Origin of the sequence: Bacteroides sp. Ga6A2 (assembly GCF_000702225.1) — a bacterium.
Lineage (GTDB): Bacteria > Bacteroidota > Bacteroidia > Bacteroidales > Bacteroidaceae > Ga6A1.
This window is the reverse complement of record NZ_JNKX01000017.1, coordinates 56,971-82,944: the sequence shown is the minus strand read 5'-3', so window position 1 is coordinate 82,944 and position 25,974 is coordinate 56,971. Positions and strand designations below refer to the sequence as shown.

General features: G+C 45.3%; 21 protein-coding genes and 1 pseudogene. 8 read left to right on the top strand and 14 right to left on the bottom strand.

What is annotated here, in order from left to right:
• Positions 1–58 precede the first annotated feature (58 nt).
• Entirely contained in the window at positions 59–994 is a 936-nt protein-coding gene (locus tag T538_RS0106050; protein WP_031532677.1) for a DMT family transporter, read from the bottom strand.
• Positions 995–1,246: 252 nt separating this feature from the next.
• Between T538_RS0106050 and T538_RS18350 the strand changes: the two genes are divergently transcribed.
• Both T538_RS18350 and T538_RS0106035 read left to right on the top strand, forming a co-directional pair.
• Positions 1,247–1,390, top strand: coding sequence for a hypothetical protein (locus tag T538_RS18350; RefSeq protein ID WP_155993027.1), 144 nt, complete (start codon positions 1,247–1,249; stop codon positions 1,388–1,390).
• Between the two features lie 28 nt (positions 1,391–1,418).
• Positions 1,419–3,059, top strand: a complete 1,641-nt coding sequence (locus T538_RS0106035) for an ABC-F family ATP-binding cassette domain-containing protein (RefSeq protein WP_031532676.1) — start codon at positions 1,419–1,421, stop codon at positions 3,057–3,059.
• 140 nt (positions 3,060–3,199) lie between these two features.
• Here T538_RS0106035 and T538_RS0106030 read toward each other — a convergent pair whose 3' ends face one another.
• Both T538_RS0106030 and T538_RS0106020 read right to left on the bottom strand, forming a co-directional pair.
• Entirely contained in the window at positions 3,200–4,402 is a 1,203-nt protein-coding gene (locus T538_RS0106030) for a metallophosphoesterase (RefSeq protein WP_031532675.1), read from the bottom strand.
• Between the two features lie 845 nt (positions 4,403–5,247).
• Positions 5,248–6,903 (bottom strand): outer membrane beta-barrel protein, encoded by a 1,656-nt coding sequence (locus T538_RS0106020; RefSeq protein ID WP_031532674.1) that lies wholly within the window; start codon positions 6,901–6,903, stop codon positions 5,248–5,250.
• 120 nt (positions 6,904–7,023) lie between these two features.
• Here T538_RS0106020 and T538_RS0106015 point away from each other — a divergent pair, with 120 nt between their 5' ends.
• Both T538_RS0106015 and T538_RS0106010 read left to right on the top strand, forming a co-directional pair.
• On the top strand, positions 7,024–8,199 hold the full coding sequence (locus T538_RS0106015; protein ID WP_031540906.1) for a glycosyltransferase family 4 protein: 1,176 nt from the start codon (positions 7,024–7,026) through the stop codon (positions 8,197–8,199).
• Complete coding sequence (locus T538_RS0106010; protein ID WP_031532672.1) at positions 8,196–9,185, top strand: glycosyltransferase family 2 protein; 990 nt, start codon at positions 8,196–8,198, stop codon at positions 9,183–9,185. The genes T538_RS0106015 and T538_RS0106010 overlap by 4 nt, the downstream gene beginning before the upstream one ends.
• On the opposite strand, the gene T538_RS17640 is transcribed toward T538_RS0106010, so the two are convergent.
• The 5 genes from T538_RS17640 to T538_RS0105985 all read right to left on the bottom strand — a co-directional run bounded on the left by T538_RS17640 (position 9,169) and on the right by T538_RS0105985 (position 14,160).
• The gene (locus tag T538_RS17640) at positions 9,169–10,164 is read right to left on the bottom strand and encodes a glycosyltransferase family 2 protein (RefSeq protein ID WP_051655911.1); all 996 of its coding nucleotides are present in this window, start codon (positions 10,162–10,164) and stop codon (positions 9,169–9,171) included. The two genes, T538_RS0106010 and T538_RS17640, sit on opposite strands and share 17 nt — an antisense overlap.
• Positions 10,165–10,172: 8 nt before the next feature.
• The gene (locus T538_RS0106000; protein ID WP_031532670.1) at positions 10,173–11,303 is read right to left on the bottom strand and encodes a DegT/DnrJ/EryC1/StrS family aminotransferase; all 1,131 of its coding nucleotides are present in this window, start codon (positions 11,301–11,303) and stop codon (positions 10,173–10,175) included.
• Positions 11,304–11,306: 3 nt separating this feature from the next.
• Entirely contained in the window at positions 11,307–12,266 is a 960-nt protein-coding gene (locus T538_RS0105995) for a GNAT family N-acetyltransferase (RefSeq protein WP_031532669.1), read from the bottom strand.
• Complete coding sequence (locus T538_RS0105990; RefSeq protein WP_031532668.1) at positions 12,253–12,654, bottom strand: sugar 3,4-ketoisomerase; 402 nt, start codon at positions 12,652–12,654, stop codon at positions 12,253–12,255. Before T538_RS0105990 ends, T538_RS0105995 begins: the two co-directional genes overlap by 14 nt.
• A gap of 69 nt (positions 12,655–12,723) precedes the next feature.
• A complete protein-coding gene (locus tag T538_RS0105985; RefSeq protein ID WP_051655910.1) occupies positions 12,724–14,160 on the bottom strand; it encodes an oligosaccharide flippase family protein in 1,437 nt (478 codons plus the stop codon).
• Between the two features lie 177 nt (positions 14,161–14,337).
• Between T538_RS0105985 and T538_RS0105980 the strand changes: the two genes are divergently transcribed.
• The 4 genes and pseudogenes from T538_RS0105980 to T538_RS18810 all read left to right on the top strand — a co-directional run bounded on the left by T538_RS0105980 (position 14,338) and on the right by T538_RS18810 (position 18,287).
• On the top strand, positions 14,338–15,357 hold the full coding sequence (locus T538_RS0105980) for an ABC transporter substrate-binding protein (protein WP_197025753.1): 1,020 nt from the start codon (positions 14,338–14,340) through the stop codon (positions 15,355–15,357).
• A gap of 4 nt (positions 15,358–15,361) precedes the next feature.
• Positions 15,362–16,561 carry a leucine-rich repeat domain-containing protein gene (locus tag T538_RS0105975; protein WP_031532665.1) on the top strand — a complete coding sequence of 400 codons (1,200 nt, stop codon included), beginning with the start codon at positions 15,362–15,364 and terminating at the stop codon, positions 16,559–16,561.
• A 4-nt stretch (positions 16,562–16,565) separates the two neighbouring features.
• Positions 16,566–17,570 (top strand): annotated as a pseudogene (locus T538_RS18815) (iron chelate uptake ABC transporter family permease subunit); the annotation flags it as partial.
• Positions 17,547–18,287 carry an ABC transporter ATP-binding protein gene (locus T538_RS18810; RefSeq protein ID WP_369794976.1) on the top strand — a complete coding sequence of 247 codons (741 nt, stop codon included), beginning with the start codon at positions 17,547–17,549 and terminating at the stop codon, positions 18,285–18,287. The pseudogene T538_RS18815 and the gene T538_RS18810, both read left to right, overlap by 24 nt.
• Here the strand turns inward: T538_RS18810 and T538_RS0105965 are convergent, their stop codons facing one another.
• The 6 genes from T538_RS0105965 to hisG form a co-directional block, all read right to left on the bottom strand.
• Entirely contained in the window at positions 18,288–20,177 is a 1,890-nt protein-coding gene (locus T538_RS0105965) for a RelA/SpoT family protein (RefSeq protein ID WP_031532663.1), read from the bottom strand.
• A 150-nt stretch (positions 20,178–20,327) separates the two neighbouring features.
• On the bottom strand, positions 20,328–21,227 hold the full coding sequence (locus T538_RS17635) for a leucine-rich repeat protein (protein WP_051663821.1): 900 nt from the start codon (positions 21,225–21,227) through the stop codon (positions 20,328–20,330).
• Positions 21,228–21,365: 138 nt separating this feature from the next.
• Positions 21,366–22,517 carry a bifunctional histidinol-phosphatase/imidazoleglycerol-phosphate dehydratase HisB gene (hisB, locus tag T538_RS0105955; RefSeq protein ID WP_031532661.1) on the bottom strand — a complete coding sequence of 384 codons (1,152 nt, stop codon included), beginning with the start codon at positions 22,515–22,517 and terminating at the stop codon, positions 21,366–21,368.
• Between the two features lie 8 nt (positions 22,518–22,525).
• Positions 22,526–23,554: a histidinol-phosphate transaminase gene (hisC, locus tag T538_RS0105950; RefSeq protein WP_031532660.1), complete on the bottom strand. Its 1,029-nt coding sequence runs from the start codon at positions 23,552–23,554 to the stop codon at positions 22,526–22,528.
• Between the two features lies 1 nt (position 23,555).
• Positions 23,556–24,836: a histidinol dehydrogenase gene (gene hisD / locus T538_RS0105945; protein WP_031532659.1), complete on the bottom strand. Its 1,281-nt coding sequence runs from the start codon at positions 24,834–24,836 to the stop codon at positions 23,556–23,558.
• A gap of 13 nt (positions 24,837–24,849) precedes the next feature.
• Positions 24,850–25,701, bottom strand: a complete 852-nt coding sequence (hisG, locus tag T538_RS0105940; RefSeq protein ID WP_031532658.1) for an ATP phosphoribosyltransferase — start codon at positions 25,699–25,701, stop codon at positions 24,850–24,852.
• Positions 25,702–25,974 lie beyond the last annotated feature (273 nt).

The window sequence follows — 25,974 nt, the reverse complement described above, 5'->3', positions numbered from 1 at the left end:
CTCGCAGTCGCGCTGAGAATCATGCGATTGCGAGTCTTTTGTTTTCGATAAACTGTTATCAGATAAAGAACAGACTTACGCCTATAACACTCACCACAGCTCCGGTTATCTCCAACACTGTAATTTTCTGATTAAACAGCAGATACGCAGGGAGAAGAATGAAGACTGGCGCAAGAGCCATAATTGTCTGAGCCACTCCCGTGCTGGTGTATAAGGTTGCCATGAGCGAAAGACTCACTCCTATTACTGGGCCGAATATACAGGCCGAGAAAGTGAAAATCATAGCCTTGCCATTGCGTACGGCGTTGTTTATGCGCGTATATCCGCTTCGCGAGAAGAAGAACAGCGCCACCGTAAATCCAACAAATCCCATAATAGCCCTTATCATGGTTGATGCAACGGGCATCATCATTCCCAAAGACGCATTGTTTGCCTCGAGCGACTGCTGATAAAACTGCATTCCGTACTTGCTCAAAACCAAGCCTACGCCCTGCCCCGTAGCAGCCGCCAGTCCGTAAAGCAATCCAACCAAAGGAAGTTTCAGTTTAACCTTGTTATCCTCGTTCTTTCCGAAGATTGACATGGCAATACCGGCAATTGTAACAACCATGCCAATGATGGCCGTGTCAGACATCTTCTCGTCGAGGATAGCCCAAGCAGCAACAGCCGCAACTGGTGCAGCAACGGTCATAAGCAATTGTCCGAAGCGCGAACCTATTGATATATAACACTTAAACAGGCAATAATCGCCCAAAACATAGCCTACAAAACCCGACAGACTGAGCCAAAGCCATGTGTTGGCATCGGCATACGCCGGATATGGCTTCCCTACTGTAATCCAAAGGATTATAGCCAGAAAGAATAACGACATCGACATCCTTATCACATTCAGCGTAAGACTGCCGATTTTCTTCGATGCCATTTCTGAAAAAATAGCGCTTGCCGTCCACGATACCGCTACTAGTATCGATATAATTTCACCTAAATACGTCATTTTTACCTCGTTATATTTGCGTTTGTATGGTTGTTAAAATCAATCTCGAAAAAAGAGGACTCTCCTATTCCCCTATCCTCTCATTTTTAGTGCGGCAAATATATCGCAATTTGATATTATGGCAAAGAGAATTTGCAGAAATCTTCATCGCGCAAAATGTTTTGCAAAGCATAATCCTCCGGCACAAAAACACCTATTTATTTGGTGCTTAGCAATTATTGAGTTATTTTTGCACGAAATTTTATTTTAATCATGAGCAATTTAATAATCATCGCACTTGCCCTGCTTGTATTGTTTATTGTCTGGAAGATTGCAAAGGCAATAATAAAGTGGGCTATAATAATCGTAATAATCGCAGTTGTGGCTTACCTGTTGCTACACGGCGGCGCGGCATAAAATCAAGAAAATAAGGTAAAAACAATATATGGTAAGTATTGACGGACTAACAGTTGAGTTTGGAGGCACATGCCTTTTCAAAGACGTTTCATTCCAGATTAACGAGAAAGACCGCATAGCCCTAATGGGCAAAAACGGAGCCGGAAAGAGCACGATGCTGAAAATTCTGGCAGGAGTAAGACAGCCTACGCGAGGCAAGGTCTCTGCTCCGAAAGACTGCAACATTGCGTACCTTCCGCAGCATCTGATGACAGAGGACGGACGAACCGTTTTTGAGGAAGCATCGCTGGCTTTCTCGCATCTGAAAGAGATGGAGAAGGAGATTGACGAACTCAACAACCAACTCGCCACTCGCACCGACTACGAGAGCGATGATTATATGCAGTTGATAGAGAAAGTTGCAGCATTGAGCGAGAAATTCTACGCCATCGATATGACTCACTTTGAGGAAGATGTTGAGAAGACTCTCATCGGCCTCGGATTCGAGCGCAAGGATTTCAACCGACAGACAAGCGAGTTCAGCGGCGGATGGCGAATGCGCATCGAACTGGCAAAACTTCTGCTTCAGAACCCCGACGTGCTTCTGCTCGACGAGCCTACAAACCACCTCGACATAGAGAGTATCGGATGGCTCGAAGACTTCATTATGCAGAGCGGAAAAGCCGTTGTAGTAATCAGTCACGACCGCAAGTTCGTCGATAACATCACAACCCGCACCATCGAGATTATGTGCCAGCGCATCTACGACTACAAGGTCAACTACTCGCAATATCTCGAACTGCGCAAGGAACGCCGCGCACAGCAGCAAAAGCAGTACGAGGAGCAGCAGAAGATGATTGCCGAGACGAAAGACTATATCGAGCGTTTCAAGGGCACATACTCAAAGACAAATCAGGTTCAGAGCCGCGTAAGAATGCTCGAGAAACTCGAACTTGTTGAGGTTGACGAGGAGGATACATCGGCACTTAATCTGAAGTTCCCACCTTCGCCACGAAGCGGCACTTATCCTGTGCAGATGGAGGGCGTAGGAAAGAGTTTCGACGACAAGGTTATCTTCAAGAATTGCAACCTGACCGTTGAACGAGGCAACAAGATTGCCTTTGTAGGACGTAACGGCGAGGGAAAATCTACCTTGGTCAAGTGTATCATGGGGCAACTGAAGCACGACGGCGTTATCACCATCGGTCACAACGTGAAAATCGGTTATTTTGCGCAGAATCAGGCATCGCTTCTGAATGAGGAACTCACTATATTCCAGACAATTGACGATATTGCGAAGGGTGATATCCGCACCAAGATTCGCGACCTCCTCGGCGCATTCATGTTTGGCGGAGAAATCAGCGAGAAGAAGGTCAAAGTGCTTTCGGGAGGCGAGCGCACTCGACTGGCAATCCTCAAACTTCTGCTCGAGCCTGTTAATCTGCTTATCCTCGATGAGCCTACCAACCACCTCGATCTGAAGACGAAAGACATTCTGAAACAGGCACTTATCCACTACGACGGAACGCTTATTGTGGTTAGCCACGACCGCGATTTCCTCGACGGACTGGTTACAAAGGTGTACGAATTCGGTAATCAGAAGGTTCGCGAGCATCTGTGCGGAATCTATGAATTCCTCGAGACAAAGAAGATGGAAAATCTTCAGGAACTTGAGCGCAAGAAAGCATAAAGATGCTGAAAATCTGAAATATAGCACTAAAATCAAATAGCAATGTCTGCCAATCTCCCGCACAAAAGGATGTCGGCAGACATTTTCTTTTCTTGTGCTCTTTGAGTATTGGTTTGTATTTTTCTCATATAATGGGAATTTTATTTCCTCTTGTGCCTTAATGTTATGACCACAATCTCGGGCCAAGCCCCGAAGCGGAATGGATAGACAACTCCGCCAACGCCTGTGCTGACGTATAGCCATCGCTTGCCTTCGTTGTACCATCCGCCCCAGTCGGGATAGATGAACTTGGCTGGCGACAGGCCGAACAACTCGAGTTGCATTCCGTGGGTGTGTCCCGAAAGTTGCAACTGAATGTCGGTGCTGTCGAGCACCTCTCTGCGCCAATGTGTAGGGTCGTGGCTTAGCAGAATCTTGAACATCGGCCTTTCAAGTCCTTCGGTAGCCTTTGGAAGGTCTGCCAGAGCCGGAAAATGCGGATTGCCATCGTTCTCCACTCCTATCAGGGCGATTGGGTCTTGCCCTCTTCTTATAATCTTGTGCTGATTCAGAAGCCATTTCCAGCCCTGCGCACTCATTCGGCTTTGCAAGTCGCGAATGTTCTGTTTTCTCTTCTCTGCCGATTCCCAATAGATGTATGTTGAATAGTCGTGATTACCCATAATGGCGTAGATGCCATCTTTCGCTTTCATGCCCTTCAGTTGGTTTTCAAAGCCGTCGAGTTCGTTTGCGCGGTTGTTCACGATGTCGCCGGTAAAGACAATCAGGTCGGCGTTCACCTCGTTTATTCGGTCTCGGAGTCGTGCCGGAACATCTTCGGCATAAACCTTGTAAGTTCCAAGATGAAGGTCGGAAAACTGGGCAATGCGGTATCCGTCGAAACTCTCGGGAATGTCTTCGTGGCAGATTTCCACTTCTTTTATGACGATGTGTCTGAAGCCGTAGACAACTCCGCCTATTATCATGCAGAATCCTATGAGCGAGGGAATGGCGGCACAGGTGCAGGGATGCCACCAGCGGCTGCCCCTGATGCACGGCTTGTAGTTGGCATACCATTGCTGAAGTGCGTAAAGCAGGCAGAAGCATATCTTCGGTCCAAAATCGGCAACCCACAGAATGATGAATGTTTCTGACAGAATCTGGTAAGGCAACAGAAGCCCGTTTCCTTCCCAGTCGTAATCCCAAACCAGAACAATTTGCGCGATGATGAGAAGCACGCAAGGCAGCCACCATAACGCACGGAGAAAGATGTTCTGCGTTTTTCGCTTTACGAAAATCTTGTAAATTATGATGTCTGGAACAATCAGTAATGCCAAGATTGTAGGTAATATTTTGTAAATCATGAGACGCTTATTTGTTTTTCTGTGCAAAGTTAATAAAAAAGTTGTGGTTTTCGGTGCGGTGCGCGCGGATTGTTGTAGACAGAATTAGTCTGATGATTTCTGAACTTAGGTGTGAGTAATCGTATGTTTCGCTGTCATTGTTTTGCAAGAAAGAGATTTTTTCTTATTTTTGCACCGCTTCCATTCGGGAATGGCAGTGTCACTTGCGCTTGCGCCGACGCGGTTCTGGGTGGAAGTTTTCTATGCAGCGAGTTGTATTCTAACGTCCGCGGAATTGCACTACGGTTTGGAATACTTTCGTTGCTAAAATAGATGTTCTGAGGAGTTATTCCGAGCCCTTTGTTTGCAGTCTCGGCTTTTTGGCTGTGCATAGTCCAAACCTTACCTCTCAGCCGAAGAGGTAGCGCATTTTCGGAGTGCGCCAGAATTAATTTTACTTTGCCAGTGGTATTTTCAGCTCAACCTTGAATGGGGATTATAGGGTTCTTTTCATCAACTGGCAATTTTCCAGAATAACATTATTCTCTTGCGTAGGAAGGAGGTCCGGCACAGTATTTTACTGTTCAGTTAAGTGCATTTCAGAACTGTTGGAGAATAATGTTTTTTACCTATTAAATTAAGTGACATCATTCATTGATTTTGTAGAACATTTGTAAAACGATGTTTTGCAAAATCGGTATATTATGGTGAAATTTGATAGATTTACAAAAAGATAAATTAAGTATAGTGCGCTGATTTTCAGATAAATAAAAAGTGCCAACTTCACAGCCGACACTTTACTAAAAATGAGAGGTTAAATTATAACGTAAAAATGAACATGTATACAATTTTTTGTGTGTATCAGTTTAGAAACTGATGTCAAATCCTATTCCGAGCACGCGGTTTGTGCGTGTGAAACTGTTTGAACCTGCAAGCGAGCCAGAGTTTACAAGGGCTGTTTTTGCAGCCTGTGCTGCCATTGTTCCCATTTCCTCGCTTTCTGTCAGTTTGGCAACTACCGGGGCGATGATGCCGGCTGCTACTGCCGACTGGTTGTTGAAGTCGTTAGTTGTGGCAGTTGTATAGTCGCCGTAGTTTGTCTGGAAGTATGCAAGGTTCAACTTCATATTCTCCTTCAACTTTATTCCAACGCCAACTCCAAAAGTCCAAGAACTTACATTGAAACTGATGTCTTCCATGTAGTCGTCGGTAAAATCGTAGCAAGTCTTCTGGAAACCGCAACTTGCCTGAATAGCCTTGTTTATGTCGTACTCAACACCAGCAAGATACTCGTTTGTATCTCCTCCGAGTTTCTGCTCGTGATGCTCGTACATGTGTCCGGCCTTGTCGAAGAAGTGATGCCATCCGGCAGATACTCTGAGCGACGGGATAATCTCCCATTGTGCTCCAACTGTGAGCAAAGCCGGCGAGTCGTCCTCAACCTTCTGTCCGTCCTTGTATTTTGCCAGAACTGCTATGTTCTCAGCGCTTGCGCTATTTGCCGACTTGTTGTGCAGTCTCATGCGAGTCTTGAACTCGTATTTTGCTGCAAAGTTGAAGTTGCCGACCTTGTAGTCGACACCCAGTATCGGAGCAAATCCGAGACCCCATTGGTCGCAGTTCAAGGTTACATCTTCGGTCGCAGTTCCGAGAGCCTGATACAAGACAGCCTTTGTGTAGGCATCCTTTGCCTTGGCTGCATATTCGGCAGCATCCTCTGGTTTATTACCAGCCATGGCCTCTTTAGCCTGTTCTGTTGCAACGCCATAAGCCTGTGCGCTTGCCAGCGAATAGTTCTTGAAAGTCTCGGATGCAGGCAGCCAGTTGTCGCCTACCTTCACCTGAATGTCGCGCACATATCCGTAGTAGTTTGATGTTCCGTACAATCCGCGGACACCTGCGTATACGCTCAGGTTATCGTTTATCTTGCGTGCCGCGCCAAGTGTAAAACCGTAGTAATACTGGCGTCCACGCATGTAAGTATCCATTTTGTAGTTGTCGATGAGCGGCATACCTTCTATTGTGCCCAGTCCCATTCCCTCAGCCATTGATGGCAACGAACGAGACAGCAAAGGAAGCATTGCTACCGTACTCTCGAATGAGCCGAGTCCCTTGTCGAACTCACATTTTCCGCCTCCGCCTGTTATTGCGAAGTTAAACTGAAAACTCCAGTTGTTTTTGTTGTATGCGGCTTGGAGCGATGGCACAATCGGCGCATCGGCCTTGCCTCTATATTTTTTTGTCGTGCCTGTATTTCCGTCGCCATAGACAAATGGTCCGAATGTAGAAGTTACATCGCGTGTCTGATGTGCGTTCTGTATGTTTACAGACAAGTGAATTCCGTCTTTTAAAAATACAACACCCGCAGGGTTGCTCACCACACCGTCAATAGCTATCGCTGCATCTCTCGAAGGATTTCGAAGAAATGCTACATTCTGGTTTGTATTCGTTAACAGGCCTCCAGCAAATGTTACAGCAGATACTCCAAATAACAAACCGTTAGTAAATAACAATCTTTTCATCTTTTTTGTTCATAAAATTCTAAAATTCGTGTGCAAAGATAACATTAAATTTGTAATATACAACAAGAAATGAAAAAAAATGCCTACCTTTGCCATCATTTAAATATTAAACGAATATTGATGCATATAGTTGAGATTCCATCCTTTTTTCCGCCCTATGGAGGAGAGTTCTGTCTCGATCAGGCAAAGGCACTCTGTTCGTTCGGTCACACCGTGCGGATAATCAGCAACGTACAGCTTTCTGTCAGGAAGAGCGTGACCGATTTCTGTATGTATTCCTACGGCAGAAAATGGATTGAGATGGACGGCATAAGCGTTTACTACTCGTACACGCGAGGCATTCCGATGATGATTAAGCCGAATGTTGAGAGATGGGTTAAAACGGTAAGACAGATGTTTGCCGACTATGTGCAGAAATATGGCCTACCCGACATTATCCATGCCCATTGCGCCCATTGGGCCGGATATGCGTCGATGCTCATTAGCCGCGACTACGGTATACCTTATGTAATAACAGAACATCTGCCAAGTTATTATTTCACGACCGAGATAGCCAAGACAGGCGGAGACGACTCGTGGGAGATTCCGTTGATACGGAAGGCATACGCCGAGGCGAGTATCGTTCTGCCCGTGTCAGCCGAGTTGGTAGATGATTTGGCTCCGATTTTTGGGAAGGCATACCGCTGGAAGGAGATGCCGAATGCCATAGATACCGATTTCTATGCTTTCCGCAAGCGCGAAGACCGACGGATTTCTGCAAGGCCGTACAGAATAGTGTGCCTTGCCAATTTCATTCCGCTGAAAGGCTACGACGTTCTTCTGCCTGCGTTTAAAGAGTTCTGTAAGAAACACAAAAACACCCGTTTGGATGTTCTGGGCTTCGGAACAGATTCGGAAGAAATGCAGAAGATGATAAGACATTTTGAGACCGAAAATGTGCATTGCTACGGTCGTGTGGGGCGCGAAAAGGTAAGAGAGGTACTTTACGAAAGCAATCTGCTGGTTCTGCCAAGCCGTTCTGAGGCTCAGCCGCTTTCCATTCTCGAGGCAATGAGCACAGGAATCCCAGTTGTGGCAACGGAAGTTACTCCGCAGAGTCTGCGAATTGAAGGCGGCTGTACGGTTGTGCCGATAGACGATGCGCAGGCTTTGACCAATGCCATGGCGAAGACATACGAAAATGTTGATTTTGACGGATTTGCAGTCTCGCAGAAAGTGCGGCAAATTGCGTCGTACGATGTTTTGGCAAACAAACTCGACATGATTTTTACAGACATAATAAAGAATCGGAAATGAGCACTCTGTTAAGCGTAATTATACCTTATTATAATATAGACGGAGATTTGCTTCGCGCTTGCTTGGAAAGCGTTGTGAATCAGAAAGTCCTGACAGATGAGGTTGAATGTCTGCTCATCGACGACGGCTCGGCTAAAAGTCCGGCGGCGGTTCTCGAAGATTTCCCGTCGGTAAGGTATATCCGACAGGAAAACAAAGGACTTGGAGGCGCGAGAAACACAGGAATAGATGCGGCTCGGGGCGAACACATAATGTTTGTTGATTCGGACGACACGATTGCAGACGGCACGTTGAAATACATCGTGGAATGGTGCAAAAGTGCTGATTCTGCGGATATTCTGACTTTTGGAATGAAGTACACCTCTGCCCCATCGTGCCGCGGAGATTTGAAAGTGGGGAAGCGCGTTGTAAAAAGCGTTGAGGAATATCTCGAAACCACAAATCTAAGGGCTTCGGCATGCCTTTACGTTTTCAGGCGCTCGTTGCTCGAAGCCCATTCCTGCTGGGAAAAACTACGTTTTAGAGAGCATTTTCTGCACGAAGACGAACTTTTTACGCCGCAACTTGTGGTGAGGGCGAAAAACATTTGCATTTCCGATTCTGTTGTGTACTTTTACTACAAACGAAGCGGCTCAATTACCACAAAATCAGACGGTAAGCATTTGCAAAAACGTATGGAGGACCTGAAAGAGACGATAGGCTTGCTATATGGTTTGCGCAATTCGAAGTCCGAAGCCCGACTTCTTGACAGAAAAATCCGTCAACTCTCGTTCGACTGGGTTGCCGGAATGATTTTCCATGGTGTGGACGACGACTATCTGAAAGATTCGCTTATATGGCTGAAAGAGACGGGGTTATATCCTTTTAAACAGAAAGACTGTTCTGCATCTTTGAGGATATTGTACTTTCTGACAAACCGAAATTGGGGCATAAGATTTTTGCGCGTTATTCTGCCTGTTATACAACGGATTAAGCCAATTTTTTAAGGCCGGCAAACGCTTTGCGAACGCATAGAAGCAAGTTCCAAACTACCGAATTTCTTAGCAGAAAACGCGCAATTCTTGTCTTGCCGTCTATTTTTATGTCCAAATCGCGGATTATGCTATCGAATTCGGGCAGAAGTTCGGCCTTGTTCGTTCTGAAAACGTGCATTATCAAAGCGAAAGCCTTAACTTTTAAACATTCGTCGAGAGCCTTGCTTCCGATGTTGTATTTCTGTGCAAGATAGTTAGTTAGCCGTGTCATTCGCTTCACAAAATGGAATTGTTTTGTTTCGTCGATATTGTTCGAGAGCGAATCGTGACCAACCGAATAATATTGCGTAGTATCCGGAATGTAGGCTATTTTTCCTCTTGATGCGAGAGCCGCAAAGATAGGCATATCCTCGCAAGGCAAATCTTTGTTTCTGAACAAAGCCGTATCTTTTTCGTAGCCTTCAAGAAGAGGCTTCATTCTGAACATTGTAGATTGTATCATCATTGGCACTTTTGGGCAGATGATGTCCTGAAGCATCGACTTTCCGTCCTTGATGTAAGCCTCGGATTGATAGCCCAGCGGAGTGCTTGCCACGCCCGTATTCTCGTTGTACACGGCATATCCGGTATGTGCCAGAGTAACATCGGGATGTTGCTCCATTAGCGTGTAAAGTTTTTCAATTTTGTGCTCATCTACCCAGAAATCATCGCCGGCACAATCTGCCACATACTTGCCTTTGCAAGCCAAAATGCAGTCGAAATAGTTGTTTAGAAGACCTTTGTTTGGTGAGTTTCTGAAAAGAGTAATTTTGTCGGGATATTGTTTGGCATATCGGGCGCAAATCTCCCCCGTTCTGTCGGTTGAACAATCCTCTCCAATTATTATTTCGAACGGAATGCTGCACTTCTGCATCAGTATCGAGTCGAGTGCGCGCGCTATATATTCTTCTTGATTGTAGGTTATTACGACTACTGAAACTAAAATTTCCATGCTGATTTTTATGGTCTGAAACTGTTTACGGCTGCAACAATTCGCTCAATCTCGCTTTCTGTAAGAAGTGGCGACATTGGCAGACTAAGTTCCTCGTTGTGAATTATTTCCGTTATTGGCAGATGCAAATTTGTACACTCCTTGTAGGCATTCTGCTTGTGGAACGGAATTGGATAATGAATAAGCGTATTTATTCCGTTGGCTTTCAGATGCTTCTGAAGTTCGTCGCGATGTTCGCATCTTATTGGATAGATGTGAAAAACGTTGCGCTCATCACCAGAAAAATCGCGACATACATCTATGTATGGAAGTGTTACGAACGGGTTGCTGATGCTCTTTGTAAAGGCTTCTGCCACCCTACGGCGTGCTGCATTATCCTTGTCGAGACGTTTAAGTTTGACCGATAAAGCCGCTGCTTGAATCTCGTCGAGACGGCTGTTTATGCCTTTGTATTTGTTTACATATTTTCGCTCCGACCCATAGTTCGCAATCTGGCGTACGGCGGTGGCAAGAAGTTCGTCGTTGGTTGTTACCGCGCCGCCATCGCCCAGCGCACCAAGGTTTTTGCCGGGATAGAAACTGAAGCCCGACGCATCGGCAAGACAGCCAACCTTCTTTTTGTTGAAAACCGCTCCGTGGGCTTGGGCACAATCGTCCACAACCTTCAGATTATGCTTATGGGCGATTTCCGCGATGCTTGTCATGTCGCAACATCTGCCGTAGAGATGAACTGGCATAATTGCCCTTGTCCGGTTGTTGACGAGTTGCTCGATTAACCCAACATCAATAAGATAGTCATCCAACGAAGGCTCGCATGCAACAGGCTTCAGTCCGGCTTTTGTGATTGCCAAAACCGAGGCGATATATGTGTTTGCTGATACGATAACCTCATCGCCGTCGTTCCAGCCGAGAAGATGCTTGTAAGCCGTGAGAATCAGCGTCAGAGCATCGAGTCCGTTGCCAACGCCAATGCAGAATCTGCTTCCGCAGTAGTCGGCAAATTCTTGTTCAAAATTCTTTACGCTCTGCCCTTGCAGATACCATCCGCTCTTAACCACGCGCAGAATTGCCTCTGACATTTCGGGCTCGAACGAGTCCGAAATTTTCTTCAAGTCTAAAAATTGAATCTCTTCAGCCATTGTTTACAGATTTATTTTGTAGGTGTCGTAGCACACGGCTCTTGCTCCGAATCCTTCTTTCTGGAACAGAAGTCCGGTGTTGAGAAAGGCGTTGGAATCTTGGCTTGATATTCCGAAATCGAAGAACGGCACATCTTTGTAAACCTCTTTTATCAGATGATAAAACAGAAGGTCGAGCGCGCCGTTTTGCTTTGCCTCCTCGTTGCCTGCTATGTATTGCGCATGTGCCACCATTTTGCTGAGGAATACCAATACTCCGGCGCAGATTTTCCCTTCGGGATTAGCCACGGTGTGCAGAATGATGTTCTTGCGGAAGTGCGAAACCAGTGGTAGAATCTCGTCGTAAGTGTGAACAGGATGCTTGTCGTGGCGACTGAAAAGGACTTCGTCGAGGACTGACCAATATTCTTTTAGTCCTTCCAAATCATCGTCTTTTATTGTGTATCCGTTGTTCAGAGCCTTCTTTGCGCCTCGTTTTCTGAGGCTTCTGAATGGCAGCGGCTCGTCTTGTCTTATTGTTGATGAAATCTGACGGACGGCAAGTTGTGCTCCGACTTTAAAAAGTGCGTACAAATCTTCTTCGCTTGGATAACTTGCATAGATGTGCGGATATGGCTTGTAAATCCATGCCGTGGCATTGTATTGCTCTTTGAAATAAGTGCAGAGAATCTTGAAAATGTCGAGCATCTCTGCGCCGGTCATGTCGTTGTGCGTAACGATTCCGCCGTAAGTAAGACCTTGATGACTCCATATTGTGCCAGATGATTTGTCGAAGTTAGCGGGCACGAGAGCCTTCAGTTTGTCTGAAATGTAAATCATTACAGACGCATCGCAGAATCTGGCTTTGTGATAGTCGAGATAGTTGCGGTTTATCAAGAATGTGGCGTTTCTCGACGAATCGACAAAATTGTTCCATTCGTCAAAATGTTCATCGTTGTATCTTACAATACTAATCTCTTCCATACATTTGCTTAAATTCTTGATAATTATGTATATAACCAATCTTGCTATATTCTTCCGAAGCCATTACTACAAGTACTGTATCTTCCTTGAAATCAGTTAAATCAGCCCAAACATTTGGCGGAATAACGAGTCCGACGTTTGGTTTGTCCAGAACGAATTCAAGTTGCTCCTTTCCGTCGTCGGTCTTAATTTTTACGCTTCCGCTTATGGCAAAGACAACTTCGGCGTTGGTCTGATGCGCGTGTCCGCCTCTGTCCTTGCCTTCGGGAACTTTGGTAGTCCAGAAAACCCTTTTCACCTCGAACGGAATATGTTTCAGCCCCTCGAGAAAGCAGAGGCTTCCTCTCTCATCAATAATTTCTGGTATTTCTAAAGTTTGTACTTGCATTTTTAATCAATTGAGAAGCAAAAATATATAAAATAATCGAGAAACGGAAATAAACAGATGCCCGAGGCGTCAGATTCTGACTAATCCCGATACGAAGAGATAAACCGCCAGTCCAATCAAGATATTGATTATAAGCGTGATGATTACTTTCTTCTCAAGCCTGAAGCCGTATTTTAGCGAGCACCACGCCACCACAATTATAAAGTCGAAAATGGCGGAGACGGTTATTGCCAGTCCCGTTCCGGTAAGCCCTATCAGGCTGTAGCCAATCAGCATCGATGCGAGGAAGAAAATGTCGTATGATATTTCGAGAATCAGATATGCGCGGCTCTCGCCCTTGGCAAGGTTGAGGTATGCCACCGGAAGCGTTACGGAACGCAGGTAGAGATTGAGAGCGGCGAGCTGTAACATTCCGGTTATGACGAGAAAACGCTCGCTGAACAGAAGTTGCAGGCACCACGGCATCAGGAACATAAAGGCTATTATGCCAGGCGAGATTATAAGGAGCGATACAAATGCTTGATTGTTAACCACTTTGTTGAATCTGTCGGCATCTTTGTTTACGGCAGACAGACGCGGAAAATAATCGCTCTCCATTGCCGAGAAAACCATTCCGGCGTAGTTTACAACTATCAGATATCCAGCGTTATAAAGTCCTACGGTATCGATGTCGGCAATCTTCAGAAGGGCTGTTCGCAGGCAGACTTCGGTTAGCGATGTGGCGCACATTCCGACCACAAAAGCGATGCCGAGTTTTATCATCGGCTTTCCTTCGTCAATAACTCCCCTAACCTCTATTTTTACGGCATTTTCGGCCTTGCCCATGTACCACGGAAATCGCTCAATGCCGGTTATTTCTCTGATTTTCTGCGGAACAAAAACAGGAAACTCCTGAAACGAGAAATGTGTTGCTGCCGCCATTGTTATGAACCCCATGGCAACAATCGAAGGCATAACTCCCTTCATGCCAAGGAAATAGTACATTGGCAGAACGACGATGAGCGACACAACAACCATAGCAACGGATGCGTATGCCATCTCGCGAATCTTGCGTACGCCCTTCAAAATTCCCATCTCTACAGCCGAAACAATCCCGAACGGAACTGCAAGACTCAGCAGACTGATGTGAATGCTATGATACAGGTCGTTGAATAGTAGATAACTGAACAGCGGCGACAAGGCCACTCCGCACGCAAGTCCGAAAAGCGACGAGATGATTGTCCAACCGCGTACAACAGTTATGTATCTTAGCAAGGCTTCGCGATTGTCTTCTTCGTAAAGTTCTGAAATGTGCTTTACCGCGCTAAACGAGATGCCCAGATTGCTCACGTTGTTGAGCAAGGTTACGATGTTGTTGTAGAGCGAGATAAGTCCCATTCCGGCAGGGCCTAAAAGAATTGCCACCACCTTGTTTCGTACCAGTCCGGACAAGATGCTAAGTCCCTGAAGACCGCCGAACAGACTTATCGATTTGGCTATATGTTTTTTGTCAGAATCTGTTTTCATTACAATTTTACGAGTTCGCAAAAATACAATTTAATGCACAAAAAATATTATCTTTGCAAAAAATATTTTTTTAGGATGAAACACATAATACAAACGCTTACCGCATTATACGTTTTGTTTGCACTATGCTCGTGCAGAAGCAATACTTCAACAAACAATACTAAACCTATTGATAGTTTGAATTTTAAATATGCAAAATACATAAAAGTATATCGCTATGAAAACTATCGGAAGGCCGTGCTTGCAAACCCTTGGAAAGATGGTGCGGTTCTGCATACATACATTATTCCCAACGATTCGACGGCGGATGTTAGCGGAGTTGATGGTACGGTCATCAGAAAGCCGAGCGAGAGGGCTGCAATCTTCAGCAGCGTGCATTGCGGATTGTTGAGTATGCTTGGCGAGCTTGGCAGAATCGGCGGCGTTTGCGATGCTCAGTATATGAATCTGCCAGATGTTCAGAAACTTATAAAGGACGGTACGATTAAGGATTTCGGCAACGGAATGAACCCAAATATCGAGCAGATTATAACCAGCAAGACCGATTTGCTGATGGTTTCGCCATTCGAGGGCAACACAAGTTACGGAAAGATTGAACAGATTGGAATCCCAATTGTTGAATGTGCCGACTATGCCGAGGTTTCAGCCATTGCACGAGCCGAATGGATGCGATTCTACGGTATTCTTTTCGGCTGCGAAAGAAAGGCTGATTCACTTTTCTCGGTTGTCGAGAAAAACTATTTCTCCCTAAAGCAGAAGGTTGCAAAGAGCAAGAAAAGACCGACGATTCTTGCCGGCTTGATGTATCAGGGCGCGTGGTACACTCCGGGAGGCAATAGCACTAATGGCCAGTTGTTTAGCGATGCCGGATTTGAGTATCCGTTCAAGCATCAAGAGGAGATGTCTAAGCCGCTCTCGTTCGAGCAGGTTTTGTCAAAATCGAAGGATGCCGATGTGTGGGTTGTCTATCACGACTCTCCTTTCTCGTACCGACAGATGCTTGGCGAGAATGCAAAATACAGCCAGTTCAAGGCCTTTGCCGACAGAAAGGTCTACAACGCATCGACAAGCGAACTTATTTATATCGAAGCCCCTTTCCGCCCCGACATAATGCTGAAGGATCTCGTAAGCATCTCGAACCCTGACTTGGTGGAGAAAGACTATTCTCCACGTTATTACAAACCTATCTCTGAGTAAAATTATGGATGGATATATAGATGATTACATAAAGGCAATCAGAAGAAACGAGGTCAGAGATTTTTTCTTTGGCAAGGGCGACTATTATAAATATAATGAAGGAAATGGCAAACGTTGTTACATGCTTGATTTTGAAGATTGTATGCGTAAACTTGGTGAACAGAAATTATACCAGCGTTTGTCATGTGATTATATAGAAATTCTTAGGGGTAATTGTGTGAATTCAAGCGAATTTCATGATCTGTTATGTTTTTTAGAAACGTATTATATACATAGTGTATCTTTTCCCGAGTCAGATGTTTTTCGTTATGATTGGGTTTATCCTGAGGAGTTAACAACTTTGTTTTTTATAAATTATGAAAGACTTAAAGGGAAAGATGAAACTAAAGAAATAGATCTCGTATTGAACAGAATAAAAAGAGAGTACAATGTGGATATCCTGAATTTTGACAGAATTAATGTCATAGGAAACTCGACTGTGTGTTCACATATATCCAATAAGATAAAGGGAGAGTTCGTGGTTCCTGATGGTACAATTAAAATTGCAAATTATGCATTCGCAGGTTGTGAGGAAATAACTTCAATAGTAATGCCGGATACAGTGAAATCTATAGGATGGCACGCTTTTTATGAGTGTAAAAGATTACGAAGTATAAGATTGTCAAGTAATTTGAGGTTTATAGGAGGTGGCTCTTTTATAAGATGTGCTGAACTTGAAAGCGTATATCTGGCAAGTGGTGTAGAAAACGTAATTGATGGAGCAACTTTTTATAAGTGTCTATCATTAAATGAAATTAAAGTAGATGTGAAAAATTGTAATTATGTTAGTTTGAATGGTATTCTTTATTCAAAAGATCTAAAAAAACTTATTTTTTGCCCAAGTGCAATAAAAACAAAGATTTTAAGAATACCAGAATCCGTAACAGAATTAGAGCATATGGCTTTTTGTGATTGTAGCGGAATAGAAGAACTGTATATCCCTGCAAGTATTGAAAAAAAGGATATGGCTCCACTTTTTGAAGGTTGCTCTGGATTAAAAAGAATCCATATTGGAGTGAAAGAAAACATTGAAAAAATGTTTAATGAATTTGATTTTGAGGATGTTGATAAAGATTGTTTGTTTTATGTTCCGAAAGGTACAAAACAGAAATATCAGTCTCATTGTTCTTTAAAAGAACAGAACATTATAGAAGAAGATGTTTAACGATATGAAGTATATACCATTATCCAGCACTACGTTGAAATTCGCCTTCATTGCCATGCTTCTTGCTGTACTGTTTGTGCTGAATCTGTTTGTAGGCTCGGTAAACATTCCTTTCGACGATGTTGTAAGCATTTTGTTTACAGGGCGATGCAATAACGAGGCATTTACCTTCATAGTTCTGCACTCGCGAATGCCACAGGCGGTTACGGCTCTGCTATGCGGCGGCTCGCTTGCCGTTGCCGGACTTATGTTGCAGACAACCTTCCACAATCATCTTGCCGACCCTTCCATTCTCGGCATCAGTTCGGGAGCAAGTCTTGGCGTGGCAGTCGTGCTTTTGTGCTTCGGCGGAACAACGCTCGCCATCGTTGGCAAAGGCTGGGTGGTGATTATCGTGGCAGCCTTGCTCGGCTCTATGCTTGTGCTCGGTATCCTGCTTATGCTTGCCACGTTCATTACCAACGAGTTGCTTCTGCTCATCGTCGGCATCGTAATCAGTTTCCTCACCTCTTCGTGCATTACGCTTCTTAATTATTTTGCCAACGAACAGGGTGTTCATTCGTACATTCTTTGGGGAATGGGCAGTTTTGGCAGCGTCACGACCGAGCAATTACCTATATTTGTCGTCTTCACCGTTGTTGGGTGGATTCTGTCCATTGCGCTTGTAAAGCCGCTCAACGCCTTGCTTCTGGGCAATAACTACGCGCGCAATCTGGGCGTGAACATCAAACTCACCTATCAGTTGCTGCTCGTTGCCACGGGACTTCTTACGGCGGTTACGACGGCTTTTTGCGGTCCAATATCGTTCATCGGACTTGCCGTGCCGCATCTGGCGCGTATCGCCTTGCGCTCGTCGCATCACAACACGCTTCTGCCCTTCACGCTTCTGTGCGGAAGCATGGTGGCTCTGCTTTGCAATTTTCTGTGTGTTCTGCCGGGCAAAGGCACAACGCTGCCCGTTAATGCCGTTACGCCGATAATTGGAGTGCCTGTAATTCTGTATGTCATTTTCAGCGGATACCGAAACCGCATCTCGCTTTCGTTTGGCAGAAGAATTTCCCGCTCATCTGAAGCGGCTAACCGCGATGGAATCCTCTCTGCCGCAAATCTGTCTATCGGCTACGGAAAAAAGGTTGTTGCAAGCGACATCAATCTTCGGTTCGAAAAAGGTGAACTTGTCTGTCTGCTTGGCAGAAACGGAGCCGGAAAATCGACTTTGCTTCGCACGCTTTCGGGATTTCTGAAGCCGATAAAAGGCTCTGTATTTCTTAAAGAAACCGATATAAACAAATTGTCATTCAGACAGATAAGTAAATTTATTGGAGTTGTGCTTACAGATAAGGTTCAGGTTGATAATATTACCGTTGAGCAGGTTGTTTCGTTTGGACGACAGCCTCACACGGGATATTTCGGCAGACTGTCGAACCGCGACAAGGAGATTGTCGGGGAGATGATTGCCAAGGTTGGACTTGCGTACAAACAACATTCGTACTTCTCTGATTTGTCGGATGGCGAACGTCAGAAAACGATGATAGCAAAGGCTTTGACGCAGGAATGTGAAGTCTTGATTCTTGACGAGCCAACCGCTTTTCTCGACGAGCAGAGCCAACTCGACATCATGCTTCTGCTAAAGCATATTGCGCACAACGAGCATAAACTTGTGATTCTTTCAACGCATCAGTCGGCTCTTGCCAACGAACATGCCGACCGCATTGTAAAAATCTGATTAGCGAATCTCGCACTTCTCCTGATGAACCTCGTCTACGCCGTCAATTTCTGAAATATTGCGGATAACGTGCTGCAACTCGTTGAAAGAGTGAACGGAAAAGACGATTGTACAATCGACAATCTGGTCTATTGTCGTGGTTTCGAGGCTGATGATAGACAGTTTCAGCACGTTTGTGATGCAGTCGATAAGGTCGCATAGAAGATGATAACGGTCTACTGCTCTGATGCTTATCTTTACGGGATAGAGCACATTCTCGTCTTCCGAAAAATCAACCGAAACAATCGAGTCGCCGTCTTTCGAGGCAAGGCTGATGGCTCTCGAACAGTTGCGTCGATGAATTGTTATCAGTTTTGAATTCAGACATTTAAAACCGATAAGTTCATCGCCCGGCAGCGGATTGCAGACCGTACATCGCTCGTAAGTTTTGGCAACGGCATGTTTTTTGATGTACGAACTCAGAAAACGCTTCGCCTTGTAGGTCAATACGTGCTTAATCCAATCGTCCTGCGGATGGCAGTTCTCGTTTACGCCAATCTCAACGCAGTCGCCGCGCTTCAGCACCGTTTTAACCGAGCATACACGGCCGTTAATACGCGCGTATTGGGCATGTTCGCCAATCATGTTATGAATCTCGAACGCAAAGTCGAGCGCGGTGGCACGCTGCGGCAGAACAACTGGTCTGCCCTTCGGACTGAAAACCATGATATCGTCGTTGTAGAACGATGTTACAACACTCTCGATGAAGCCGCCCTCCTGACTGTTTATCGCGACGTCTTTCAGCACCGACTTGAATTTTTCAATCCATTTGCGTATGTTGTTTTCTGTTCGGTCTGCCATCGCTCCGAGTTGCGAAGTGCGAATCATTCGTTCAGAACTGATGTGGATTTCCTCCCACGTTCCATGGTCTGACAGCAGTTTTACATGAAAACTCTGGTAGCCGTTTTCTTTCGGAGAATCGATGTAATTGGCAATTCCGCCCGGTTTTTCCTTGAAAATATCGGTCAGAAGCGAGTAGATTTTCAGACAGGTATTCTTCTCCGTTTCTGGAAGAATATCGGGAAAGACAATGTGAGTTATATGCCTGTTTTCCAGATGCTTGAAATCCTTTCCGCTCTTAAGCATCTTTCGCCAAAGGCTGTAGGGCATTCGGTATTCGGTATAGATGCGGAACGGAACTCTGTTTTTGTTCAGAATGTCGGAGATTTTGGAGTTGAAGTTTTGCAGCATCGCCTCGGATGCCGTCTTGTCGTGCTGAATGAGCGTTTCGAGTTTCTTGTACTCGTGCGGACATCGGTACTTGAAACTCAGATTTTCGAGTTCCGTCTTTACGCTGTAAAGTCCAAGACGGTTGGCAAGCGGAGCATAGAAATAATCTGTTTCGCCGGCAATTTTCATCTGTTTGTCGGGCCTCATGCTGCTAAGCGTGCGCATGTTGTGCATTCGGTCGGCAAGTTTGATAAGAATGGCGCGAATGTCGTACTGAACCGAGTCGAGCATCTGCTTGAAGTTGTCGAGCTGCTTTGACATCTCGTAGTTTGCCTTCTTCTGCTTTGTAACAACCTTTACGAGGAATGCCACGTTGCTGCCAAACTGGTCTCTGATTTCGTCGATGGTGTATGGCGTGTCTTCCACCACGTCGTGCAGAAACGCGGCGCAAACGGTATCGGTATCGAGTTGGAGTTCCTTAGCCACGATTTTTGCCACGGCTATAGGGTGAACAATGTACGGCTCGCCCGACTTGCGTTTCTGGCCATAGTGAGCCTCGGCTGCAAGTCTGTACGAACTTATTACTTTTTTGATTTCCTGTTCAGTTGTTCCTCTTTCTTTTAATACCTTGAAAACTTCATCAGCTTTTTCTTGGATTTGGATATCAGTTATATGCTCCATAACAATAATCTCTCTTACAGCATGCAAAAATACATTTTTTTTAAGAATTTTTAAGGCTTTGAGAGAAAAAGCATCGATGTTTTTTTAACATTTTTGCGTGTTATTAAATCTTCTGTTTTTCAGACTGTGAGACAATCCTAAAATTAACATTCATCTCCCCTCGTCTTCTGTTAGAAACTGATGATATTTTTTTTCAAGGAGTTTCTCGAATTTGCTGCGCGTGCCTTTGGGAATGATGATTCTTTTGAGTTTTTCGCATCGCCCGAAAGCATCGTCTCCTATCGTCTTGATGCCGTCGTGAAGGGTTACATCTGTAAGATTCTTGCAAGAAAACATCATGGCAGCAGGAATTTTTTCGACTTTCTCTGGAATGACTATCCGACTGAGTTTTTCGCAGTTGCAAAAGGCGTTTGTGCCTATCTTTTTTACAGATTTTGGCAGATTGATTGTTGTAAGATTTTTGCAGTCTTCAAATGCTCCGTCGTCAATGGCTGTAACTGTCTTTGGAATAGATATTTCTGACAAATCTTCTTTTCTCCAGAAAGCATGTTTTGATATAGTTGTGATGCCTTTCGGAATCTTTATTTTTCGTAGTTTGATGGCAGAGCGACATTTTTGTATTGAGTCTTCCTTTCGCTCTGTCCTTATTATTATTTCTTCGTCCGTAAGGTAATAATGAAGATACATGGGAGTGGCATTCCAGCTGCGCACTTTCTCCCCGTTGTGGACGGCGCATTTCCATTTTGGCATTTCGTATATGATTGTTTTAAGGTCACTATCGTCCAGACCTGAGGAATTATAATGTACTCTCGCGTTCGAGATGCTTCCGTCTTTCTCTACAACAAACCGTACAACGATATGTGGACATGGATTTGTACATCCGGATTCAAAAACCTTCTTGCTGATATATTTCATCATTTTAAACACTCCACCTTCATATTCAGCGAGAATCTCCGGACGTAAGTAGATTGAGTCGGAATCGGCAACGGCTTTTCCATTGCATAGGGTGGCAAAAAGCAGTAGAAAAAATATGATGTGTATTCTTTTCATTATAAAAAAGTTGTAGTTTTTACAAAGATATAAAAAACAGATTTCTTGGCAGAAGTATTTTACGACTTTTAACATTATTCTGAAAAAAGAAGGCTGTTTCTGCCTTGATGTGAAACAGCCTTCTTTTGATATGTATTTTTACAGCGTTCCTTTGCTAGATGGCAACTGGAACTTGTAGATGTCGCGCTTTACAGCCATCTTCAAGGCTCTTGCAAGGGCTTTGAAAGTGCCCTCAATCTTGTGATGCTCGTTGTCGCCTTCAGCCTTAATGTTGAGGTTCATCTTTGCCGCATCGCTAAGGCTCTTGAAGAAATGGAAGAACATCTCGGTTGGCATCTCGCCTATTTTCTCGCGCTTGTATTCGGCATCCCAGATAAGCCAAGGACGGCCTCCGAAGTCGAGTGCAACGCTGCACAGACAGTCGTCCATTGGCAGACAGTAGCCGTAGCGTTCTATGCCGCGCTTGTCGCCCAATCCTTTCAAAATACATTCGCCCAGAGCCAAACCGGTGTCCTCGATGGTGTGATGCTCGTCAACATAGAGGTCGCCGTTTACTTTTATGGTCAAATCCATGCTGCCGTGCTTGCCAATCTGCTCAAGCATATGGTCGAAGAAACCGAGTCCGGTATTTATGTCGCAAACGCCTGTTCCGTCGAGGTTCAGTTTAACATAGATGTCGGTTTCTTTGGTTGTTCGCTTCACCTCGGCAATGCGTTCTCCGGCGAAGAGAAGTTCTGAAATTTTGTTCCAGTCCTCAACGTACGTTATTCCGTCGGCATCCTGAGCCTTTGGCTTTGCTGCCGAAAAACTGTTCGAAGGGTCGCCCGATGTGAGGGTCGGATTGGCAAGAATGAGAGCCTTGCAGCCCAGATTTCGTGCAAGTTGTGCATCTGTCTCTCGGTCGCCAATAACATAACTTCCGGCAAGGTCGTACTCGTCGTTGTTTATATATTCGGTTAGCATCCCGGTGCCGGGCTTGCGCATTGGCGAGTTATCCTCGGGAAAATGCTCGTCGATATGAACGGCATCGAATGTGATGCCTTCGCCCTTGAGCGACTGTAGCACGAAGTTGTGGATTGGCCAGAATTTCTCCGACGGATTTGCCGGCGTGCCGAGTCCGTCTTGATTCGTAACCATCACAAACTTAAAGTCGAGGTGCGACTTTATGAAACTTAGGTTGCGGAACATCTCGGGTACGAACTCGAGTTTCTCGAACGAGTCAATCTGCTCATCAGCAGGCTCTTTTATCAGAGTTCCGTCTCTGTCGATAAATAAAATCTTCTGTTTCATGATGCGCGTTATTTCAGAGCGTTCAGCAATTCGTCGTTCTCTTCAGGATTTCCGACGGTAATTCTAAGACAGTTCTTGCAGAGAGTTACCTTGTTGCGGTTGCGAACAATTATACCCTTCTCTATCAGATAGTTGTACGTTGCGTTGGCATCCTCAACCTCGGCAAGAATGAAGTTCGCATCAGACGGATAAATCTTCTTGCAGATGCTAAGTTTTCCGAATTCCTCGATGAGTCGGCTGCGTTCAGAAAGGATAATCTTAACCCACTCTGCCACTTTCTCGCGGTTTTTCAGAATGTCGATTGCCTGTTTCTGAGTAAGGATATTCACATTGTACGGATACTTTACATTGTTAAAGTAACCGATAATTTCAGGGCTTGCAAAGGCTATTCCGAGGCGGATTGCCGCACTTGCCCACGCCTTTGAGAATGTGTTCAGAACGATGATGTTCGGAAATTCGGAAAGACGGTTGCGATATAGCGGACTTGCAGAGAAATCGCTGTAAGCCTCGTCTACAACAACGATGCCGTCGAATGATTTCAGCACCTTGTCAATCTCAGTCTGATTAAGGCTGTTGCCCGTCGGATTGTTTGGCGTGCAGAACCAGATGACTTTTGTATTTTCGTCGGTTGCTGCCAGAATTTTATCGGCAGAGATGTCGAATTTCTCATCGAGCAGCACCTTGCGATACTCAACATCGTTGATGTCGGCGCAAACTTCGTACATTCCGTAAGTCGGTTCGATGGCAACGACGTTATCCTTGCCAGGACGACAGAAAATTCGGTAAACGAGGTCGATAGCCTCGTCGCTTCCGTTTCCGAGGAATATCTCGCTCTCTTTCACGCCCTTAATAGGCGCGAGCAGATCCTTCACTTCAAGCTGAAGAGGGTCTGGATAACGGTTCACCGCGCTGTTGTAAGGATTCTCGTTTGCATCGAGATAAGCCGTTGCGTTGAGTCCCTTGAACTCGTTGCGCGCGCAACTGTATGGTGCGAGAGCGTATATGTTTGGTCTTATTAAATCCTTAAGATTCTTCATGTTATACAGTTTTTAATCTTACTGTCATTGCATTTTTGTGAGCGTCGAGCTGTTCGTTTGCCGCCATAATCTCGACAGCAGCACCGATGTTTCTGATGCCCTCGGCTGTGAGTTCTTGGAACGTCATCTTTCTTACGAAACTGTCGAGACATAAGCCGCTGTAAGCCTTTGCATATCCCTTTGTCGGCAGCGTGTGGTTTGTGCCCGAAGCGTAGTCGCCGGCACTCTCGCAGCTGTACTGTCCCATAAATACTGAGCCGGCATGAGTTATACGCTCTGCCACCTCTTTATAATCGGCATTGCTCAGGATAAGATGTTCTGGAGCGTATTCGTTTGTCATCTCGATAGCCTCTTCCATGTCTTTTACAACCACCAGACGGCTGTTCTGAAGAGCTTTCTCGGCTATCTCCTTGCGTGGAAGCTGATTGAGCTGCTTCTCAACCTCCTCCTGAACTTTTTCGATGAGTTCCTCGCTTGTTGAGACGAGCAGAACCTGACTGTCGGCTCCGTGTTCAGCCTGCGAAAGAAGGTCGGCCGCAATGAAGACCGGATTGCTCTGCGCATCTGCCAAAACCTCAACTTCCGACGGACCTGCTGGCATATCTATTGCCACATCGCTAAGGCTAACTTGTTGTTTTGCAGCCATAACGAACTGGTTTCCCGGACCGAAAATCTTATCGACTTTTATAACGCTTTCAGTTCCGTAAGCCATTGCTCCGATTGCCTGAACGCCGCCAATCTTGAATATCTTGTTCACTCCGGCAACCTTGGCTGCGCAGAGGATGGCAGGATTGACTTTTCCGTCTTTTGATGGAGGTGTGCAGAGTACGATTTCCTTACAGCCGGCAATCTTTGCTGGAGTTGCAAGCATCAGCACGGTTGAAAACAACGGTGCAGTTCCGCCCGGAATGTAGAGCCCGACCTTCTCGATGGCAACGCTCTTCTGCCAGCATACAACGCCCGGCTGAGTCTCAACCTTTATCGGTTCGAACTTCTGCGCCTCGTGAAACTTGCTGATGTTGCTGTGCGCCAGAACGAGTGCCTCGCGCAGTTTCGGGTCGATGAGTTTTTCGGCCTCTTCAATCTCGGCTTCCGAAACCTGAAGGCTGTCGAGTTGGACCTTGTCGAACATCAGTTCGTATTTCTTTACGGCTTTGTCGCCGTCTGACTTAATTTCGGCAAGCACGCTGCAAACGGTGTCGCGCAGCTTGTCTATGTTCATCACCGGACGCTCAAGGATTTCGTTCCATTGGCTTCGCGATGGATATTTTATCACCTTCATGTTGTGTCGTGTTTTACAGAATCATTTTTTCGATTGGAAGAACCAAGATGCCCTGTGCGCCAAGTGCCTTCAGTTTACCGATGATGTCCCAGAAGCATTTCTCGTCGAGCACGGTTGCAACGCTGTTCCAGCCTTCCTGAGCCAGCGGCATCACGGTTGGGCTCTTCATTCCCGGCAGAACGGCGATGATTTCGTTCAGTTTCTCTGTCGGAGCGTTCATCAGAACGTATTTCTTGTCCTCGGCAGCCTTTACAGCCTCGATGCGGAACAGAAGTTCTTCGAGAATTGCCTTCTTGTCCTCGTCCATTTGCTTGTTTCCGATGAGCAGAGCCTCGCTCTTCATTACAACTTCAACCTCCTTAAGGTTGTTGCTTACGAGTGTTGAGCCTGAACTTACGATGTCGAAGATGGCATCGGCAAGTCCGATGCCCGGAGCAATCTCTACCGAACCTGTTATTACGTGAACCTCGGCCTTTATGTTGTTCTTCTTCAGAAAATCGTTAAGGATTCCGGGATATGATGTGGCAATCTTCTTGCCGTTGAACCATTCAACGCCCTTGTAGTCGATTGCTTTAGGAATTGCAAGTGAGATGCGGCACTTGCTGAAGCCCAGACGACGGATGATTTCGGCATCCTCGGCACGTTCAACAAACTCGTTCTCGCCTACTATACCAAGGTCGGCAACGCCGCTTGCAACGCTCTGCGGAATATCATCGTCGCGCAGAAAGAGAACCTCTATTGGGAAGTTTGGCGACTGCACCAGAAGTGTGCGCTTAGACGAACTTACTTTGATGTCTGCTTCGGCAAGTAGTGCCATTGTGTCTTCATAAAGACGACCTTTTGATTGTACGGCTATTCTTAACATTTTGATATTTGTTTTTTGTTGTTTTACTTGGTTGATTTAACTATATAAAAAAAGACTCACCAATAAAAATCGGCAAGCCTTGATTCAAATCTCTCTGTATGTATACGACAAACAGCCCACCGATTACCCGTTGGTTCCATGATGGAAATGATGGTGTGCTGTAAATGTCATTTTTCTTTTATACTTTGTTTTAATTCGGTTGCAAAAGTAGTGATTATTTTTAAATCTGCAACAAAAAAGACTAAATATTTTTAAAAATCATAATCTTAGACA

Coding starts and splice junctions, on each gene's coding strand:
- T538_RS0106050 (WP_031532677.1), bottom strand. CDS start 994: ATGACGTATTTAGGTGAAATTATATCGATACTAGTAGCGGTATCGTGG.
- T538_RS18350 (WP_155993027.1), top strand. CDS start 1,247: ATGAGCAATTTAATAATCATCGCACTTGCCCTGCTTGTATTGTTTATT.
- T538_RS0106035 (WP_031532676.1), top strand. CDS start 1,419: ATGGTAAGTATTGACGGACTAACAGTTGAGTTTGGAGGCACATGCCTT.
- T538_RS0106030 (WP_031532675.1), bottom strand. CDS start 4,402: ATGATTTACAAAATATTACCTACAATCTTGGCATTACTGATTGTTCCA.
- T538_RS0106020 (WP_031532674.1), bottom strand. CDS start 6,903: ATGAAAAGATTGTTATTTACTAACGGTTTGTTATTTGGAGTATCTGCT.
- T538_RS0106015 (WP_031540906.1), top strand. CDS start 7,024: ATGCATATAGTTGAGATTCCATCCTTTTTTCCGCCCTATGGAGGAGAG.
- T538_RS0106010 (WP_031532672.1), top strand. CDS start 8,196: ATGAGCACTCTGTTAAGCGTAATTATACCTTATTATAATATAGACGGA.
- T538_RS17640 (WP_051655911.1), bottom strand. CDS start 10,164: ATGGAAATTTTAGTTTCAGTAGTCGTAATAACCTACAATCAAGAAGAA.
- T538_RS0106000 (WP_031532670.1), bottom strand. CDS start 11,303: ATGGCTGAAGAGATTCAATTTTTAGACTTGAAGAAAATTTCGGACTCG.
- T538_RS0105995 (WP_031532669.1), bottom strand. CDS start 12,266: ATGGAAGAGATTAGTATTGTAAGATACAACGATGAACATTTTGACGAA.
- T538_RS0105990 (WP_031532668.1), bottom strand. CDS start 12,654: ATGCAAGTACAAACTTTAGAAATACCAGAAATTATTGATGAGAGAGGA.
- T538_RS0105985 (WP_051655910.1), bottom strand. CDS start 14,160: ATGAAAACAGATTCTGACAAAAAACATATAGCCAAATCGATAAGTCTG.
- T538_RS0105975 (WP_031532665.1), top strand. CDS start 15,362: ATGGATGGATATATAGATGATTACATAAAGGCAATCAGAAGAAACGAG.
- T538_RS0105965 (WP_031532663.1), bottom strand. CDS start 20,177: ATGGAGCATATAACTGATATCCAAATCCAAGAAAAAGCTGATGAAGTT.
- T538_RS17635 (WP_051663821.1), bottom strand. CDS start 21,227: ATGAAAAGAATACACATCATATTTTTTCTACTGCTTTTTGCCACCCTA.
- hisB (WP_031532661.1), bottom strand. CDS start 22,517: ATGAAACAGAAGATTTTATTTATCGACAGAGACGGAACTCTGATAAAA.
- hisC (WP_031532660.1), bottom strand. CDS start 23,554: ATGAAGAATCTTAAGGATTTAATAAGACCAAACATATACGCTCTCGCA.
- hisD (WP_031532659.1), bottom strand. CDS start 24,836: ATGAAGGTGATAAAATATCCATCGCGAAGCCAATGGAACGAAATCCTT.
- hisG (WP_031532658.1), bottom strand. CDS start 25,701: ATGTTAAGAATAGCCGTACAATCAAAAGGTCGTCTTTATGAAGACACA.